We start from the raw sequence: 18523 nt of genomic DNA on the forward strand, positions 1-18523 counted from the left end.
ACAAGACAGCTGTGGCCATCCTCGGCCTGTCTGTGCGATCCATTGCGAGTGAATATTCAAGATTTGCGGGGCGGCCTTCGCGAGCAGGCTCGCTCCCACAGGGGATATGTGAACGCCATAAATCCAATGTGGGAGCGAGCCTGCTCGCGAAGGCGTCCGCCTGATCAACGCAAGGCCAACAGCCCCTGCACCAACGGTTCAAGCGCCAGATGATTGACCGCTTTGACCGTGGTAATCATCGGCGCCGGCCAGCTTTCAAGACCCAGGCTGGCCCCGAGCATGGCGCCGAGAATCGCCGCGATGGTGTCGGTGTCACCGCCCAGGCTGGCGGCCATGCACAACGCGTCGAACGCACTCATCTCGCCGACCGCCACTTGCTGCGCCAAGGCAAAGGAGACCACCACCGATTCCTGCGATGCCACCGACGTGCCAATCACGTCGTACAGCAGATCGGCCAGCAGCGCCTTGTCGCTGTCGACGCTGATGCTGCGCGCCCAACTGATGCGCGAAGCGATGCGCCCGCCAGCGACCCAGTGCCCATGTGCCTCGGCCTGTTGCGCAATCTGCTGGCCGAGGTTCAATGCCTCGCCCAGATCCATGCCGTTGATCCCGGCCGAGACCACCGCCGCCACCGCCGCCGCACTGGAAATCCCCAACGTGGTGTTGTGGGTGACCTGACAGGCCTGCACCACGGCTGCGATGAAACGCTCGGGATCAGCGACATCCGCCGCAATGCCCACCGGGGTGATGCGCATCGCCGCGCCGTTGGTAGTGCCGTAACGCCCGGCCTCCTCCGGCGAGTGGCCGGCGAGGATCATTTCAATAGCGCGTTTGGTCGATGGGCCGAGCAGATCCTGCGAACCCTTGGCCTGCATCTCGGCTTCCCACTCGATCAGCCGCTGAGCGAGCACAGCCGGTTCGATCCGGCCCTTGCCTTCGACCAGCAACTGACCGACCAGAATCGCCTGTTCGGTGTCGTCGGTGATCGAGCCTTTGGGCATGTTGGCGGCAATCGGTTGCAGGGGACCGGCGTCCTGCAGATCGGTGATCCGGCCAAAGCGGGTCTTGATCGTTTCGCGGTTCAGCGATTGCGTCGGCATGCCCAGCGCATCACCGAGGGCCAGGCCATAAAACGCACCGAGGGCACGGTTGAGCGCGGTCATTTCGATTCTCCAAATTGCAGGTGCAGGCGGAAATGCACCGGGTCGAGCAGGCTTTCGACCTGTTCCATGAAACGGTTCTGTCGGTCGTAGGTGGTGCGCAAAGCCTTGAGGAACACGGTCCCCACCGAGCGCCCGAGCAGCTCGGCGTCCTCGGCATTCAGCGGTTCGGCGCCGATCCATTGATCGCCGCGTTCGCCGATGTAGCCGTAGGCCGCGAGGGTAATGGTCAACGAGTTGTCGATCAGACCGACGCGCGGCAGGCTTTCCAGGCCGCCGGTGGCCGGCATCAAAGAGCGTTCGAGGGACACCAGGGTGCCGTCGTTGGAGCGGCGACGGCGGTCGAGGGTGATGAATTGGTCGGTGCCGAACCGCGAGAGCAGATCGGGCCGGGTCACAGCTTCCAGGCGCAGCACTTCAGTGTTGATCAGCGCCCCGCTGTCGGCCAGCGCCTGTGCCCAGCCGCTGCGCTGATCGAGCGCTACACCGTCGAACGTGACAATGGAGCCGACCCCGCTTTGCGTGGCGATGTAATTGCGCCGCTTCAGTTCGGCCAGCGCCTCGCGCAACGTGCCACGGCTGACGTTGAATTCCTGAGCCAACTGATGCTCGCCGGGCAATAGAAAGCCGTCCTCCATGAGGCCGCTTTCGATGCGCCGGACGAGTTCGTCGACCACCCGTTGTTTCTTGTCAAATCGTACCTGTCTAATCATGTACAAAGTGATACCCGAAACGGGCGCGGGCGGGCAAGAAGTTTTTAGCGGTTCGGACAGAAGGAATGCATACCTGTGGCGAGGGAGCTTGCTCCCGCTGGGCTGCAGAGCGGCCCCAAATCCGGTGACAGCGGTGAGTCTGACACACCGCACTGTCCGGGTTTGCGACTGCTGCGCAGCCGAGCGGGAGCAAGCTCCCTCGCCACAAAATTATGCTTCGACAGATGGAATCAGCGTTGTTTGAGGCGGTCGATGACCACGGCCAGCAACAGAATCGAACCGCGAATCACATACTGATAAAACGTGTCGATGTTCTTCAGGTTCATCGCATTCTCGATGATCGCCAGAATCAGTACCCCGGCAATCACATGCCGGATCATGCCGATCCCGCCGCTCAACGACACGCCGCCTAGCACACACGCCGAAATTACGGTCAGCTCGAAACCCTGGCCAATCATTGGCTGCCCGGAGGTCATGCGCGATGCCAGAATCACTCCGGCCAGTGCGCCGATCACGCCGTGCACGGCGAAAATGATGATCTTGGTCCGGTCAACGTTGACCCCGGCGAGCAACGCCGCTTCCTGGTTGCCGCCGATGGCCATGGTGTTGCGCCCGTAGGTGGTGTAGTTCAGCAGCCAGCCGAAGAACAGGAAGCAGACGATGGTGATCAGGATCGGCACCGGCACGCCGAACAACTGGCCGTTGCCGAAGACGAAGAACGATTCCTGCGACACGCCCACCGCTTTGCCGTTGGCAAAAATGTAGGCCAGGCCGCGAACAATCTGCATGGTCGCCAGCGTGGTGATCAACGCGTTGACCCGCAACTTGGCAATCACGATGCCGTTGATCAGCCCGACAATCAGGCCCATCACCAGCGCCGCGCTGACGCCGAGGAATACGCTGTTGGTGTCGCGCATCACCACCGCCGCCACCACGCCGGCGCAAGCGATCACCGAGCCTACCGACAAGTCGAAGTGCCCCGACGCCAGGCAGTAGAGCATGGTGCACGCGGCGATGCCGGTGGTGGAAATCGCCAGGCCCAGCCCGCGCATGTTCAGTGGCGAGAGGAAGTTGTCGATCAGCAGCGTGCAGGCGACGAAGATACCGATCGCCGCCAGCAGCATGACCCAGTCGTCGAGGAAGCGCCGCAGGTCCAGCGGTTTGCGGGGAGTCGGCAGCGCCTTGTTTTGGATGGTCATCATAGTCACCTCTCAGTTCGCCACGCCGTCAGCGCGATGGCGCGGCAAAGCCAGTTGCAGCAGGTTGGATTCATTGGCCTGGTCGCGGCTGACTTCGCCGCGCAGCGCGCCTTCGCAGAGCACCAGAATGCGGTCGGAAATGCCCATCACCTCCATGAGGTCGCTGGACACCACGATCACCGAAATGCCGTCGGCGGCCAGGTTATGGATGATCTGGTAGATCTCGGCCTTGGCCCCGATGTCGATGCCGCGAGTCGGCTCGTCGAGCAGCAGAACCTTCATCGGCATCGACAGCCAGCGACCGAGAATGGCCTTCTGCTGATTGCCGCCGGACAGGAATTTGATCTGCTGGCCGGCGTGCGGGGTTTTGACTTTCAGCGCCTTGATCTGCTTGTCTGCGTTGCCCTTCTCCCACAGCCCGCGCAGCAGGCAGCCGAGGCTGGCATTGGCGCCGCGCGCGCTGATGTTGATGTTCTCGGCAACGCTGGCCAGCGGAATGATCCCTTCTTTTTTGCGGTCCTCGGGGCACAGCAGGATCCCGGCGGCAATCGCGTCACGTGGTGAGCGCAATTTCAGTTCATGCCCGCGTAATTCCAGGCGTCCAGCGGTGTTGCGCTCAAGCCCGCTGAGCAGCCGGAACAATTCCGTGCGCCCGGCTCCGACCAGGCCAAACAGGCCGAGAATCTCGCCCTTGTGCGCCTCGAAACTCACCGGCTCACGCAGCCCCGGGCCGAGCAAACCGTCGACCTTCAACGCAACCGCGCCGCGTGGACGGCTGCGGTAATCGTAGATGTCCTGAATGTCGCGGCCAACCATGCAGGTCACCAGTTGATCGTGGGTCAACTGACTCATGTCGTCGAAGGTGCGCACGTAACGGCCGTCCTTGAACACCGTCACCGCATCGCAAATGCGGAACACTTCTTCCATGCGATGCGAGACGTAGAGCACCACTTTGCCCTCATCGCGCAGGCGGCTGATGATCGCCATCAAACGGTCGATTTCACGCGCCGAGAGGCTGCTGGTCGGCTCATCGAAGGCAATCACATGCGCGCCACGGGACAGCGCCTTGGCGATTTCCACCAGTTGCCGCTGGCCGAGCGACAGGCGCCCGACCTTGGTCTGCGGATCGATTTCATCGGCCAGGCCCTTGAGGCAGGCCAAGGCATTCTGGCGCAGGACGCCACGATTGATCAGACCGAAACTGGCCGGCAAATGACCGAGAAACAGGTTCTCGGCCACGCTCATTTCCGGCACCAGATGCAGCTCCTGGTGAATCACCGCGACGCCGCTGCCGATGCTGTCGGCGGTCGACTTGAAGGCCATGGTCTGCTCGCCGATCTGCAACTCGCCGCTGCTCGGGATGTAGGCGCCGCCGAGGATTTTCAGCAGGGTCGATTTGCCGGCGCCGTTCTCGCCCATCAAGGCGTGCACCTGCCCCGGATGGGCGACGAAGCTGATCGCGTCCAGCGCCTTGACCCCGGGGAAGGTCTTGCCGATCCCGTTGAAGCGCAGGCTGCCGCCGCTGCTGTTTACATGTGTCTGTACTTGCGCGTGCATCTGAGTCACCTCTTCACACCGATCGAGCAGCCATCAGTTCCACAGGCCGATTTTTTCCAGCTCTTGCTTGAAGTTCTCGCGGGTGATCAGGGTGACGTCATCCATCGCCGTGTACTTCGGCGGTTCTTTGCCGGTGGTCACCCACTCGTACATCATCTCGGCGGTCTTGTAGCCTTCGATGTGCGGGCTTGGCAGCATCGAACCGAAGAAACCGCTGTTGGGCTTTTTCAGCTCGCCGATGGCGTCGGTGCCGTTGATGCCGATGCCAATCACATTGGCCGCAGCGAACCCGGCGGCTTCAGTGGCGCGGACGCCGCCGAGCACGGTGTTGTCGTTCATGCCGCCGATGATCAGGTTCTTCGCTGCGCTGGGCAGCTTGACCAGCGCCGAGTTGGTGGCGTCCATGCTGCCCGGCACGTCGAGGGTTTTCAGCGCGGCGGTCAGGATGTGGTCTTTCGGCAGGCCGGCGTCTTCGAGCGCCTTCATCGAACCGTCGGTGCGCTTCTTGCCGGTGTCGAGTTCGTTGTAGGTGTTGACCACCGCGTAGGTGTCTTTCCAGTCCCAGTTGCGTTTCTTCGCTTCGGCGACCATCGCGTTGCCCTGCTTCTGGCCGACTTCGAACGCGGCCATGCCGAGATACGGCACGTCTTCCATGAACTTGCCGCTGGCGTCGACGAAACGGTCGTCCACGGCGATCACTTTCAGATCATTGAGTTTGGCTTTGGCCATGATCGCCGGGCCGAGCGAGACATCCGGCGGACAGATCACGAAGCCTTTGGCACCGTTGGCCGCGAGGCTGTCGATGGCCGAGAGGGTTTTCTCGCCGTCCGGCACGGCGATCTTGATCAGTTCGAAGCCTTTGTCCTTGGCGGCTTTTTCAGCGAAGGCCCATTCGGTCTGGAACCATGGCTCTTCAGCCTGCTTGACCAGGAAACCGATTTTCACGGCGTCGGCAGCGAGCAGCGTACTGCTCAGACTGAACGCGGTGACCGCCAGCGCGGCACTGCACAGGGTACGAATCCCGAAACGACGTTTCATAAGCTGACTCCTTGTTATTTTTCTTGAGCAAATTAAACAGTTTGTGGCGAGGGAGCTTGCTCCCGCTGGGCTGCGAAGCGGCCCTAAAACCGGTTACCTCGGTCAATCAAACACACCGCGCAGCCCGAATTTACGACTGCTGCGCAGCCGAGCGGGAGCGAGCTCCCTCGCCACAGGTGTGGTGGCGTGACACGTACTGCTGCAAAGCCTGTTGAAAATAGTCATATCGTATGATGATTGGATTTCACGCAGAGTTCACTGCCTGAAACACGATCCACTCAGTCGTGGTACATCACCGAGCGCCCACCATCGATGGTGATGCACGAGGCGTTGATGAACGGCGCTTCATCACTGGCCAGAAACACCGCGGTCATCGCCACTTCAATCGACTGGCCGATACGTTTCGGCGGGTGCAGATCGAATGCGCGCTGACGCTCGGCGTGCGGGTCGGCAAAGCCGTTCCAGTAATCGACGTTGAGTTGCGTCTCGATGTAGCCCGGGGCAATGGCGTTGACCCGAACGCCCTTCGCCGCGTATTCGATGCCCAGTGCCCGGGTCAGGCCGAGCAGGCCGTGCTTGGCCACCGGGTATGGGAAACAGCCGGGAATGATGTGGGAGGAATGGGTCGAAGCGATGTTGATGATGCTGCCGACACCCTGCTCGATCATCTGCGGCAGCACGGCTTTGCAACCGTACCAGGCGCCGTCCAGATCGATGGCGAAGCAGCGACGCCAGTCTTCTTCGGTCATTTGCAGCGGATCGCGGAATACGTTGACCCCGGCGCAATTGACCAGCACGTCGATGCGCCCGTGCCGCTCAACCGCCAGTCTGGCCATGGCGTGCAGGTCTTGCTGGCGCGAGACGTCGGCCTTGATCGCTTGAACGTCGTAGCCCTTGTCGCGCCACTGGGCGGCAACCTTCTCGACCTTCTCTGCCTGAATGTCGCTGATCACCAGCCTGGCTTGCTGTGAGGCGAAGGTGGCGACGATGGCTTCGCCGATGCCTTGAGCGGCGCCGGTCAGCAGCACCACTTTGTCTTTCAGACGCTCACCCTTCGGCGGCGCAGGCACCGGCGGCAAGGAAAGAGGTTCAGCCATGGATCAGGACTCCTGTTCGTCGACACAAAAAAACCGGGCATCTGACGATGTCCGGTCTGGAAGACTGTGAAAACGAAACAGGCAGGCGCGGCGAGCGACGCCGGGCCGTTGCGAGACGCTGACTCCGTTGGGGAGTGCGATAGAAATTCGCTGCATCACTTCACCTGTTTTGTTCTTTTTAAGTGTGAGTGCGTGTTACTGCTGGAGCCGACTATAAACCCGACCGATGAAAAATCTCAATATATAATTTTGCATCCCATATTTTGGGATTTAACCAGCGAAGCGTGTGCAGAGCTTGCCCGGCACATCGACCCGCATCGACAGGACTGCGCCATCCAGCGGATGGTTGTGCGGACTCTGGGCGCTGGTGATGTAGAGGGTTTTCAGGTCTTCGCCACCGAATACGCAACTGGTCGGGCGGCTGACGGGCAGATCGATTTTGCGGTCGATTTGCCCTTCGGGTGTCAGACGCAGCAGGCAGCTGCCGTCCCAACGGGCATTCCACACGTAGCCTTCGGCGTCCATTGCCGAACCGTCCGGGCCGCCGTTCTGGTCAGGACCGTACCAGCGGTTGGCGACATCGAGATTGCCATCGGTGTGAATGAAATAGCGATTGAGCACCCCGTCCAGGCTGTCGCCGAACAGCAGCGTGGTGCCGTCGTCGCTCCACAGCAAGGTATTGGGAATCCCCAAGCCCCGCAGCAATGGCGTGACACGCTGGTCGGGATCAATGCGGAACAGGCCACCGGAACGACGTTCGACCGGCAGGTCTTCGCCTTGGTCGCCGATGTTGTTCTGCATGGTGCCGAGCCACAATCGCCCCTGACCATCGCAGCGCGCTTCATTGGGCCGATTGCCCGGTTGCGGATCGGCGATACAGAACAGCGTCAGGCGTGGCTCAAGGCCTGGTGAGTCGAGATCCAGTCGATACACGCCGCTGCTCAGGGTTACCAGCGCATCGCCGCTGGCGCAAGGGATGAACGCCGAAACGTGCTCGGGCATCTGCCATATCTGCACGTTGTTGCCGATCAGCCGCAGCGCCTGTTGGCCCGCGATATCGACCCAGTACAGCGCCTGGGTGGGGGCGTCCCAGAACGGGCCTTCTCCGAGTCTGGCGCGGTGTTGGGTTACGGCGGTCCAGCTCATGGCAACTCCTTGGTTCTTGTGGTTTTTATGGTAGGGATTTGTGTTGTCAGCTGGCTTTTTTGTCGGCCATCACCTGCGGGTAAAAGCGCTTGATTGCCAGATCGGCATTGTCGATCAGGGTCATGCAGGCCCACACACCGCGCGCCGCATCGCGGGCGGCAATGGCGTCGGCCATGTCCTTGTGGATCGGCAAGGTGCGACGCAGTTCATCGGGGTCTGCGGCGGAGACTTCAAACGACACCGCGAGCAAAGCGCCGAGGGCCGGGACCATTTGCTCAATGAACTGGTTATGGCTGGCCGCCAGAATGCACTCGTGGAACACCTGGTCGGCACGGTTGTAATCGATGCCGCTGTCGACCGCCCGTTCCAGCGCGTTGTAGGCCAATTGCACAGCATGAATCTGCTCCAGGCTGGCGCGCTCGCAGGCCCAGCGCACGGCCATCGGTTCGATGGTGCGACGCAGATCGAGCAGGTCATCGACGAAATTTTCCGGCAAGCCGTTGCGTGACAGCCAGCCGACGACTTGCGGATCAAACAGGTTCCAGCGCCGCACCGGTAACACGCGGGTGCCGACTTTCGGCCCGACCTCAAGCATGCCTTTGGCGACGAGGGTCTTGATCGCTTCGCGAATCACCGTGCGGCTGACGCCGAGTTGCTCGCCCAGATCGGCCTCGACCTTGATCGTCTGCCCCGGTTTCACCTGGCCAGCGGCAATCCAGCTGCCCAGCCAATCGACCGTTGATGCATGAAAGCTGCTGGACATGAAAACCTCAAAGCGCTTGGCGATGGGTGTTCACGCTAATGATCATATGATTAACAGTCAATCGGGATTTTAAGGTGACTCTCAAATCCTATGTGGGAGCGAGCCTGCTCGCGAAAGCGATGTATCAGTCACCCTAAGCATCGACTGACATATCGTCTTCGCGAGCAGACTCGCTCCCACAGGGATTTTTGTTTAAGGCTCGAGGCCGATGCGGAAGAACTCGCCGCCACTCCATACGCCCAACCAGCGCTGCCCGTCGATTTCGCGACTGACCGCCAGTTCCACCAGTTGGTAAAACACATTGCGGTGAATCAGCGCTTCAAGGTTGCTGCGCACGTGCACGTAAGGCGCGGGCTCTTGAGTCATTGGGTCGATTTCGACGCGGATCGGATGTTCCGGCCCGGCCTCGGCGGTCTCCTCGACGTTGGTGGTGAAGCGCAGCAACTGCGCTTCACCCTCGCCTTCAACCTCCACGGCAATCGCCACAAACGGCGCGTCGTCGACTTTGATCCCGACCTTTTCCACCGGGGTAATCAGGAAGTAATCATCGCCGTCGCGGCGGATGATGGTGGAGAACAGCTTGACCATCGGCTTGCGCCCGATCGGCGTGCCCAGGTAATACCAGGTGCCGTCACGGGCGATGCGCATGTCGATGTCGCCGCAGAAGTCCGGGTTCCACAAGTGCACCGGCGGCAGGCCTTTGGTTTTGGGGATCTGTCCCAACAGGTCATTGGCTTTTTGCGGGCCACTCATGGCGTACTCCTTGGGTTTATTGGTCGCCGACTCCCAGCAGGCTGCGCGCATATTGCGCCAGCGGCGGGCCGATCAGGTCTTCCGGCTTGTTGTCGTGGAACGTCAGTAAACCGCCACGACTCTTGATCCGTGCAGTATCAATCAAATACTGGGTGCTGGTCTCGATCAACATGATCTGAATCACCCCGCCGTCGATGCCGAGGCGATCCACGGCTTCCTGATCGAGCCACTCGTCGGAGTTGCCGATGCGGTCGTCAGCCTTGGCGAAGCGGGTATACAGCAGGTAGTGAGCACCGGCATCGCGAGCTTCGCCCAATGCCTGATCGAGGCCTTCCGGGGCTCGCGCACGGCGGACCATCGGGAAGTATTCGACAAAACCTTTGAACGCTTCTTCGGCCACTACGTTCGGGCGCGGATAGGAGCCACCCGGCGGCGCGAATGATCCCTGGGCGATGTAGATGAACGAGTCCGGCTGAATGCGGAAGTTGTTCACCCGACGGCTGTCGCTGTGATCCAGCAGCCCCGCGTCGCTCATCTGATAGCGAGTGCCTTCGGCCATATCGCTGACAGTCATACAGCCGCCAAGCGCCAAAACGGCCAGCAGCAAAACCAGGCTACGCATCCTCATCCTCCAGAAGCCGGTGACGGAAAACCGGCGAATGGCCGTTGGATGCAGCTTTTGCGCCAGCTCAGGATCTTTGCCGGATGATGAAATGCTTTCGCGAGCAGGCTCGCTCTCACAGGATTAAGAAAAACCCTGTGGGAGCGAGCCTGCTCGCGAAAAATAGGGATCAGCCGCCGATAATCTTCATGACGGTCGCACCACCGGAGAACGCCACTTCCTGCTTGTCGCCCAGCGCCTTGACCAGCAAACGCTGCAACGCCGGCAACGCCTGATGCCGCGGCTTGTCGAGCAGATCGCCGACATAGTGGCGGTTGCTCGACGACAGGCAGCCGTGCAGCCAGCCGGTCGACGACAGACGCAAGCGCGAACAGGTTCTGCAAAACGGGACGCTTTCGTTGGCAATCACGCCGAAATGGCCCAGCCCCGGGATCGCATAACGCACCGCCGTGGCGTCCACCGGCGCATCGGCCTGCGCATACTCATAACGCTCGCCAATCAGGCTCAGCAACTGCTGCAGGCTGACGAACTGTTGCAGGAAGGCATTGGAGTCAGTGGCGAGGTGGCCCATGCGCATCAACTCGATGAAACGCAGCTCGTAGCCACGTTCCAGGCAGTAATCGAGCAGCGGCATCACCTGATCCAGGTTCTGCCCGCGCAACGGCACCATGTTGACCTTGATCTTCATCCCCGCCGCTTTCGCCTGATCCATGCCGTCGAGTACGGTCGCCAGATCGCCGCCACGGGCGATGCTGCGGAACGCGCCGGCGTCGAGGGTATCGAGGGATACGTTGATCCGGCGCAGACCGGCGTCCACCAGCAGCGGCAGCTTCTTCGCCAGGAGTTGACCGTTGGTGGTCAGGCTGATGTCTTCCAGGCCCATCTTGCCGACGGCGCTCATGAAAGATTCGAGTTTGGGGCTGACCAGCGGCTCGCCACCGGTGATGCGCAGGCGCTCGATGCCGGCGGCTTCGATCAGATACGCCACGCCACGGGCCATGGCCTCGGCCGACAGTTCATCCTGCGCAGCCACCAACCGCTTGCCGTTGGGCACGCAGTAGGTACAGGCGTAATTGCAGGCTGAAGTCAGGCTGATGCGCAAATTGCGAAAACGCCTGCCTTGACGGTCAACGATCATGATCACTCCGGCGATAGAATTTCGAGCCGCTAAAACTTGACTCACAAATCAAGTTTTAGCAAGCCCTATGCCTGAGTATATTCCTGCGGTACTGCGTCATGTAGCGAAATCATGGCGCAATAAGGCCGCTGAATGATTCAGCTGCTCGGGGTTTCCGGATCGCGCTTGCGCTTGTTGCCCATACGCACGCCGATGTCCATCAGGAACTGGAAGAAGCCTTCCTGATCTTCGAGCACGTTGCTCCAGAACGGCGAGTGATACAGCGCGACCGCGCCGTGCACCAGCGCCCAGGACGCGCAGTAGTGGAAGTACGGTGGCACGTCTTCGAGCTTGCCTTCGCTGATCCGGCCCTTGATGAGCAAGGTCAGGCGTTCGAAGTTCGAGGCACGGATCTTGTGCAGCTCCTCGACCATTTCCGGTACCTGATTGCCTTTCACCACCTTCTCTTCGAGACGGTCGAACAGGCGATAGCGCTGCGGGTCGCGCATACGGAATTCGAAGTAGGCACGGGACAGCGCTTCCTTGTCCTTGTCGACATCGGCCGAATGCAGCAGCTCGTTCAAATCGCGCTCGTAATCGAGCATCAGCCGCAGATAGATCTCGGCCTTGGATTTGAAGTGCTTGTAGATCGTGCCTTTGCCGATACCCACGGCATCAGCAATCATCTCGACGGTGACACTGTCTTCACCTTGTTCGAGGAACAGCTTGAGCGCGGTATCGAGAATTTCTTGCTCGCGGCGACGAAACTCACGGACCTTACGAGGTTCTTTGTGCATAAGAAAAGGTCTGTAGGGGTCAAAATTCGAAGCCGCGTATTATGCCTAACTTGCACAAAAATGCACGGATCATCCGACCATATCTGTGTTTCTTGTTCATTTTGCGAACGCTGAGGCGGCAATGAGAACTCAACTGAAGCGCACGTATTCCAAATTTGTTTAAAAACCCCGACCGCTCAACTGGACTGAACGCCAGACTGATCAATACTTGAACTGTCGGGCGGCATCTCCCCCAAGTGCCGTGCCGGTAAAGGTACCAAGGGACCGCGTGCCTTTGTTTTACTCCTAATGGTCTTAACCCGGATTCACCCCCCAGAACCCGGGTTTTTTTTGCCTGCGATTTGGCGTAATTCCCTGTCATTTACGCCCACCGCGCTTGTAGGAGCTGCCGCAGGCTGCGGTCTTTTGATGTTGTTTTTAAAGAATCAAAATCAAAAGATCGCAGCCTGCGGCAGCTCCTACACGATCAGCCTTTTACATGCGCCAAGGGAAAGAGTCGCTTGAAGTTCTCGGTGGTCTGCTCAGCAAACCGCTCATAGTCTTCCCCACGCAGCATCGCCAGAAACTCCGCCACCTCGCGCACGTACTGCGGCAGGTTCGGTTTGCCGCGATACGGGATCGGCGCCAGATACGGCGAGTCGGTCTCCACCAGCAGGCGATCAGTCGGCACCTTGCTCGCCACATCGCGCAGAGCGTCGGCGTTGCGGAAGGTGACGATGCCCGACAGGGAAATGTAATAACCCATGTCCAGCGCAGCCTTGGCCATGTCCCAGTCTTCGGTGAAGCAATGCAGAACACCCGCCTGGGGCAACGCCGCTTCGCGCAGCAGTTCGAGGGTATCGGCACGGGCGCCACGGGTGTGGATGATCACCGGTTTACCGGTCTGCCGGGCGGCTTGCAGGTGCAGGCGGAAGGATGCCTGCTGCAACTCGGCGGCTTCCGGCTCGTAGTGATAATCCAGACCGGTTTCACCGATCGCCACCACTTTCGGGTGATTGAGCTCATGCAGCAGCCAGTCAAGTGCAGGCGCCGCGCCCGGTTGCACATCCAATGGGTGCACACCGACCGAGCAATCGACGTCGTCATAGCGCTCGGCCAGGGCTTTGACGTCGGCAGCGTTGTCGGCACTCACGCCGATACACAGGAAGTGCCCTACCCCACGCTGGCGGGCCGCATCAAGTGCAGCATCCAGCGAGCCGTCGTGGGCGGCGAGGTCGAGGCGATCAAGGTGACAATGGGAATCTACGAGCATAAAAAAGACGGCTACTTACATCGTATGAGTGGGACGGTCGGATTTCAGTGCTCCGGCCAGATGGGTTTCGATGCGACTGCGGGCGGTGTTGTCGCCTTCATTGAATTGCACGCCGACGCCGGCTGCGCGGTTGCCCTGAGCGCCTTTGGGGGTAATCCAGGCGACCTTGCCGGCCACCGGGATCTTCTCCGCCTCGTCCATCAGGTTCAGCAGCATGAACACCTCGTCGCCCAACTTGTAGCTCTTGTTGGTCGGGATGAACAGGCCACCGTTTTTGATGAACGGCATGTAGGCGGCGTAAAGCACCGATTTGTCCTTGATCGTCAGGGACAGGATGCCGTTGCGCGGCCCGGGGCTGATGGCTTCATTCATGTTGACCTCCACTGCTGATGTTCAGAGTCTAGGTACACATTCTTATCTTTGACCAGGCAAACCCGCCCATTGCACCAACAACGCTTCCAGCAGCAGTGCTGGGTTGAGGTTGGCTTTGCTCAGGACTTTCTGCCGCTGGGCGAGAATCCAGTCCTGAATATCGAGGACTTTGCCCTGGGCGCTTTTCTGCGCAAGGTACTGCACGACTTTGCGCATATCGGTCAGACCGAGGCCGGCTTCATCCTGGGTCAATTGATAGCGCAGGATCAGACTCGACCAGTCGCAGAACCAGTCGAACAGGCGCAGCATCGGAATGCTTTTCCATTCTTCGGCCAATTGTGTCGGCGATTGCTGCTGCTTGAGCAACTTCTTCACCCCTTCGACCACCTGCGCCCGCTGCTCGCGCACGCCCTGGGACTGCAGGCTGACCGCCGCCAGTGGCGAACCAGCCGCCAGCGTCAGCAATTCGATGCGCTCCTCTTCGGAACACTCCGGCAGCGCCTGTGCCAGCCATTGCAGGCTCATGGCCTCACCGGGCAGCGGACACGCCTGCTGCACGCAGCGGCTCTTGATCGTCGGCAGCAAACGGCTCGGCTGGTGGCTCACCAGCAACAGCACGGTATCGCCGGAAGGCTCTTCAAGGCTTTTTAGCAAGGCGTTGGCGGCGTTGATGTTCATCGACTCCACCGGCTCGATCAGCACCACCTTGCGCCCGCCCAGTTGCGCGGTCTGCACCACGAAACTGACCAGATCGCGGACCTGATCGACCTTGATCGCCTTGTCGGCTTCCTCGGGCTCAAGGATGTAATTGTCCGGATGACTGCCGGCCTTGAGCAGCAGGCAGGATTTGCACTCACCGCACGCTTCCGGTGTCGGACGCTGACAAAGCAGGCTGGCCATCAGACGTTCGGCCAGCGCGCGCTTGCCGATCCCGGCCGGGCCGTGCAGCAAATACGCGTGAGCGTGCTGACTGCGTCCGGCCAGTTGCTGCCAGAGGCTGTCCTGCCATGGATAGGCCTCAGCCACGAATCAGCTCCAGCAAGTTCGGAATCAAGGTATCCAGCGATTGCTGAACCTTGACCAATGGCTGACCGGCATCGATGCGCACATAGCGCGCAGGATCAGCCTCAGCGCGCTTGAGAAACGCATTGCGCACGGCTTCGAAAAACGCCCGGCCTTCCAGCTCGAAACGATCCAGACGGCCACGGGCACTGGCACGAGCCAGACCCATTTCCACCGGCAGATCGAAAATCAGTGTCAGATCCGGACGCAAGTCGCCCTGAACGAACGTCTCCAGCGCAGCAATGCGTTCCATTGACAAACCACGACCGCCGCCCTGATAGGCATACGTCGAATCAGTGAAACGATCACACAACACCACCGCGCCACGGGCCAGTGCCGGACGAATCACTTCGGCCAGATGCTGGGCGCGCGCGGCGAACACCAGCAACAACTCGGTGTCGGGGTTCATGACCTCATCGGCCGGGGCCAGCAGCACGTCGCGAATCCGTTCGGCCAGTGGCGTTCCGCCGGGTTCGCGAGTCAGCACCACTTCAATACCTTCGGCGCGCAGACGCTCGGCGAGGTACTCGCGGTTGGTGCTCTTGCCGGCGCCTTCCGGGCCTTCCAGGGTAATAAACAAGCCAGTCACAGGCAGTCCTTAATCAAAGTCATTGCGCGTTCTGCGGTACGGTCGCGCCGGGCTCGGCAGCAGGAGCCGGTGCGGGTTCCTGAGCGGGAACCTGCGGCAGCGCTTCAGGCGCGGTATCCGGGGACGCGGCAGGAATCGCCTCCTCCGTCGCCGGGGCCGGGCTGGAGCGGTAATCGGCGCGGCGCTTGAGCTGGAACTCGCGCACCGCACTGTTGTGTGCATCCAGGTCATCGGAGAACACATGGCTACCATCGCCACGGGCGACGAAATACAGGCTGTTGCCTTCCACCGGATTGAGCGCGGCGTGAATCGCCTCGCGACCGACCATGGCAATCGGCGTCGGCGGCAACCCGGGAATCACATAGGTATTGTAGGGCGTCGGCTCCTTGAGATGAGCACGGGTCAACTTGCCGGTGTAGCGGTCGCCCAGGCCATAGATCACGGTCGGGTCGGTCTGCAACTGCATGCCCAGCGCCATGCGGCGAACGAACACGCCGGCAATCTGCCCACGCTCCTGCGGCACACCGGTTTCCTTTTCTACCAGCGAGGCCATGATCAGCGCCTGATACGGCTCACTGTACGGCGCATCGGCCGAGCGGTTTTCCCACTCCTTGGCCAACACTTCATCGAGCCGGTCAAAGGCCTTCTTCAGCAATTCGACATCGGAAACGCCCCGCACGAAACGGTAGGTATCCGGGAAGAACCGACCTTCCGGGAACAATCCACGATGACCGATTTTCTCCATCACTTCGCTGTCGCTCAAGCCCTTGAGGGTTTGCTCGATCTTTTCATCTTTTGCCAGCGCGGCGCGGACCTGGTGGAAGTTCCAGCCCTCGACCAGCGTCAGACTGTATTGCACCACTTCGCCACGCTTCCACAAGTCGATCAGACCGTTGACGGTCATGCCTGGCTGCATGCGGTACTCGCCGGTATGGATCGGTGTGCCGGCCAGATTGAAGCGCCAGTAAATGCGCAACCAGAAGGCGTCCTTGATGACCCCATCGGTTTCGAGTTCAAGAAAGGTGCGGGTCGGTGTCGAGCCTTTCGGCACATCCAGCAGCTCCTCCTGCGTGATGTTCAGAGGCTGTTCCAGCGCCGAATGAATTTTCCAGGCGCTGGCGCCCAGTAGCAGCCCTGCCAGAACCAGTCCGGTTTCCAGCAGCAGCAAGAATTTACGTCTCACGAATCAGGCATCCAGTAGCGCGCGGGCAATGGTTTGCAGTTTACGGGTGAGCGGGCCAACCGGCCAGCTCAGTGCAGCGTAGGCGCGTACCGGCCAGACGCCATAAACGCTGTTGCAGATAAAGACTTCGTCAGCCCATTGCAGCTGTTCGAGGCTGACATCGGTAATTTGGGTGGGGATGGCCAATGACTCGGCCTGAAACAATAGTTCGGCACGCATCACACCGGCCACGCCACAGCGTTTAAGATCCGGGGTGATCAGTACGCCGTCGCGCACCAGAAACAGGTTGCTGAACACGCCTTCGATGACACGTCCGGCCTGATCAAGCATCAAGCCCTCGGCGTGTTCGCCGTCGCACCATTCGGCGCGGGCAAGCACTTGTTCCAGGCGATTCAGATGCTTGAGCCCGGCCAGCAACGGCTGATTCGACAGCCGCGTGACGCAGGGAAACAGGCGTACACCCTGTTCACCATGCAAGGCAGGATAAGCCGCAGGCGGGTTGCCTTGCAGAATGCGTCGACCCTGCGCCGCAGGATCGGGCGCATAGCCACGCAAGCCATCACCACGGGTAAGGATCAGCTTGAGTACGCCCTCGCCCATTTCCGCAGCATAGGCCCGCAGCTCCGTGCGAACCCGATCAATATCTGCAGCGATAGCCAGACGCGAGCAGCCTTCGGCCAAACGCGTCAGGTGGCGATCCAGCAATATCGGCTGTCCGTCGTGCACGGCGATGGTCTCGAACAGCCCATCGCCATAAGCCAGGCCGCGATCTTTCAGCGACAGAGCGTCAGCCTTCTGACCGTCGACCCAGCTGTCCATCAGCCGGCGAACCGACGGAACGCCAACGTGCCGTTGGTGCCGCCAAACCCGAAGGAGTTGGACAGGACGACATCGATGTCCATGTTGCGCGCCGTGTGCGGCACGAAATCGAGATCGCAGCCTTCATCCGGCTCGTCGAGGTTGATGGTTGGCGGGGCCACCTGGCTGTTGATTGCCAGCACGCTGAAGATCGCCTCGACCGCGCCCGCCGCACCCAGCAGGTGACCGGTCATGGACTTGGTGGAGCTGACCGCCAGGTTGTAGGCGTGCTCACCGAACACGGTCTTGATCGCGTTGGCTTCGGCAAGGTCGCCGGCCGGGGTCGAAGTACCGTGGGCGTTGATGTACTGCACCTGGTCGATGTTGATTTTCGCATCGCGCAGGGCATTGGTGATGCAGCGCGCTGCACCAGCGCCATCAGCGGGTGGCGAAGTCATGTGGAACGCATCGCCACTGGTGCCGAAGCCGATCAGCTCGGCATAGATGGTCGCGCCGCGAGCCTTGGCGTGCTCGAGCTCTTCGAGTACCAGCGCACCGGCACCGTCGGACAGCACGAAGCCATCACGGCCCTTGTCCCACGGACGACTGGCGCGAGTCGGCTCGTCGTTGCGGGTCGACAGCGCACGGGACGCGCCGAAGCCGCCCATGCCCAGACCGCACGCGGCCATCTCGGCCCCGCCGGCGATCATCACGTCGGCTTCGTCGTACATGATGTTGCGCGCCGCCATGCCAATGCAGTGCGTACCGGTGGTACAAGCAGTGGAAATGGCGTAGTTCGGCCCCTGTGCACCCAGATGGATGGACAGAAAACCGGAAATCATATTGATGATCGAGCCTGGCACGAAGAATGGCGAGATTCGACGCGGGCCCGTCTCATGCAGGGTACGGCTGGTTTCTTCGATATTGGTCAGACCGCCGATGCCCGAACCCATGGCCACGCCAATGCGCTCACGGTTGGCGTCGGTGACTTCCAGACCAGCATTGCGAACAGCCTGAAAACCCGCGGCCAGACCGTACTGAATGAACAGGTCGAGCTTTCGTGCTTCCTTGACCGACAGGTATTCCTCGACATTGAAGCCCTTTACCGAGCCGCCAAAACGGGTGGAATAGGCAGAAAGGTCGGTGTGTTCGATCAGACCAATGCCACTGCGGCCAGCCAGAATGCCCTGCCAGCTGCTTGGCACATCCGTGCCCAGTGGCGATAACATACCCATACCGGTGACTACGACGCGTCTACGCGACACAGCACTCTCCTTTTTCAAATGACGACTTTGCATCAGGCCT

19 protein-coding genes are annotated in these 18523 nt (G+C 60.7%); all 19 read right to left on the reverse strand.

Translation table 11 applies throughout. The features are described 5' to 3' along the window. Positions 1 to 164 precede the first annotated feature (164 nt). The gene (locus tag ACM6HV_RS23990; RefSeq protein WP_414905451.1) at positions 165 to 1163 is read right to left on the reverse strand and encodes an ADP-ribosylglycohydrolase family protein; all 999 of its coding nucleotides are present in this window, start codon (positions 1161 to 1163) and stop codon (positions 165 to 167) included. Further along, positions 1160 to 1873, reverse strand: coding sequence for a GntR family transcriptional regulator (locus tag ACM6HV_RS23995; RefSeq protein WP_414905452.1), 714 nt, complete (start codon positions 1871 to 1873; stop codon positions 1160 to 1162). The genes ACM6HV_RS23990 and ACM6HV_RS23995 overlap by 4 nt, the downstream gene beginning before the upstream one ends. Before the next feature lie 230 nt (positions 1874 to 2103). Further along, positions 2104 to 3072 carry an L-arabinose ABC transporter permease AraH gene (araH, locus tag ACM6HV_RS24000; RefSeq protein WP_027612371.1) on the reverse strand — a complete coding sequence of 323 codons (969 nt, stop codon included), beginning with the start codon at positions 3070 to 3072 and terminating at the stop codon, positions 2104 to 2106. A gap of 12 nt (positions 3073 to 3084) precedes the next feature. After that, positions 3085 to 4629 (reverse strand): L-arabinose ABC transporter ATP-binding protein AraG, encoded by a 1545-nt coding sequence (araG, locus tag ACM6HV_RS24005; protein WP_047295637.1) that lies wholly within the window; start codon positions 4627 to 4629, stop codon positions 3085 to 3087. A 33-nt stretch (positions 4630 to 4662) separates the two neighbouring features. Then, positions 4663 to 5667 carry a substrate-binding domain-containing protein gene (locus ACM6HV_RS24010; protein WP_047295641.1) on the reverse strand — a complete coding sequence of 335 codons (1005 nt, stop codon included), beginning with the start codon at positions 5665 to 5667 and terminating at the stop codon, positions 4663 to 4665. Between the two features lie 278 nt (positions 5668 to 5945). Then, positions 5946 to 6764, reverse strand: a complete 819-nt coding sequence (locus tag ACM6HV_RS24015; protein ID WP_414905453.1) for an SDR family oxidoreductase — start codon at positions 6762 to 6764, stop codon at positions 5946 to 5948. A 270-nt stretch (positions 6765 to 7034) separates the two neighbouring features. Continuing rightward, positions 7035 to 7910: an SMP-30/gluconolactonase/LRE family protein gene (locus ACM6HV_RS24020; protein ID WP_414905454.1), complete on the reverse strand. Its 876-nt coding sequence runs from the start codon at positions 7908 to 7910 to the stop codon at positions 7035 to 7037. A gap of 46 nt (positions 7911 to 7956) precedes the next feature. Then, the gene (locus tag ACM6HV_RS24025; protein ID WP_047295648.1) at positions 7957 to 8673 is read right to left on the reverse strand and encodes a FadR/GntR family transcriptional regulator; all 717 of its coding nucleotides are present in this window, start codon (positions 8671 to 8673) and stop codon (positions 7957 to 7959) included. A 192-nt stretch (positions 8674 to 8865) separates the two neighbouring features. Next, positions 8866 to 9426: a DUF1285 domain-containing protein gene (locus ACM6HV_RS24030; RefSeq protein ID WP_108183479.1), complete on the reverse strand. Its 561-nt coding sequence runs from the start codon at positions 9424 to 9426 to the stop codon at positions 8866 to 8868. Positions 9427 to 9442: 16 nt separating this feature from the next. Further along, complete coding sequence (locus ACM6HV_RS24035) at positions 9443 to 10048, reverse strand: DUF4823 domain-containing protein (RefSeq protein WP_041069208.1); 606 nt, start codon at positions 10046 to 10048, stop codon at positions 9443 to 9445. A gap of 169 nt (positions 10049 to 10217) precedes the next feature. After that, positions 10218 to 11186: a GTP 3',8-cyclase MoaA gene (locus ACM6HV_RS24040; protein WP_041069205.1), complete on the reverse strand. Its 969-nt coding sequence runs from the start codon at positions 11184 to 11186 to the stop codon at positions 10218 to 10220. Between the two features lie 137 nt (positions 11187 to 11323). Continuing rightward, positions 11324 to 11962, reverse strand: a complete 639-nt coding sequence (locus tag ACM6HV_RS24045) for a TetR/AcrR family transcriptional regulator (RefSeq protein WP_007950805.1) — start codon at positions 11960 to 11962, stop codon at positions 11324 to 11326. 466 nt (positions 11963 to 12428) lie between these two features. Continuing rightward, a complete protein-coding gene (locus tag ACM6HV_RS24050; protein WP_047295654.1) occupies positions 12429 to 13214 on the reverse strand; it encodes a TatD family hydrolase in 786 nt (261 codons plus the stop codon). Positions 13215 to 13229: 15 nt separating this feature from the next. After that, the gene (locus ACM6HV_RS24055) at positions 13230 to 13586 is read right to left on the reverse strand and encodes a PilZ domain-containing protein (protein ID WP_027612362.1); all 357 of its coding nucleotides are present in this window, start codon (positions 13584 to 13586) and stop codon (positions 13230 to 13232) included. Between the two features lie 42 nt (positions 13587 to 13628). After that, a complete protein-coding gene (locus ACM6HV_RS24060) occupies positions 13629 to 14612 on the reverse strand; it encodes a DNA polymerase III subunit delta' (protein ID WP_041069199.1) in 984 nt (327 codons plus the stop codon). Next, on the reverse strand, positions 14605 to 15237 hold the full coding sequence (gene tmk / locus ACM6HV_RS24065) for a dTMP kinase (RefSeq protein WP_145594269.1): 633 nt from the start codon (positions 15235 to 15237) through the stop codon (positions 14605 to 14607). The genes ACM6HV_RS24060 and tmk overlap by 8 nt, the downstream gene beginning before the upstream one ends. A 19-nt stretch (positions 15238 to 15256) precedes the next feature. Next, a complete protein-coding gene (gene mltG / locus ACM6HV_RS24070) occupies positions 15257 to 16420 on the reverse strand; it encodes an endolytic transglycosylase MltG (protein ID WP_414905455.1) in 1164 nt (387 codons plus the stop codon). A gap of 3 nt (positions 16421 to 16423) precedes the next feature. Beyond that, the gene (pabC, locus tag ACM6HV_RS24075; protein ID WP_414905456.1) at positions 16424 to 17239 is read right to left on the reverse strand and encodes an aminodeoxychorismate lyase; all 816 of its coding nucleotides are present in this window, start codon (positions 17237 to 17239) and stop codon (positions 16424 to 16426) included. Further along, complete coding sequence (gene fabF, locus ACM6HV_RS24080; RefSeq protein ID WP_027612357.1) at positions 17239 to 18483, reverse strand: beta-ketoacyl-ACP synthase II; 1245 nt, start codon at positions 18481 to 18483, stop codon at positions 17239 to 17241. Before fabF ends, pabC begins: the two co-directional genes overlap by 1 nt. Positions 18484 to 18523: the final 40 nt, after the last annotated feature.

The sequence above is a fragment of the Pseudomonas sp. IT-P260 genome, from assembly GCF_949768395.1.
Lineage (GTDB): Bacteria > Pseudomonadota > Gammaproteobacteria > Pseudomonadales > Pseudomonadaceae > Aquipseudomonas > Aquipseudomonas parakoreensis.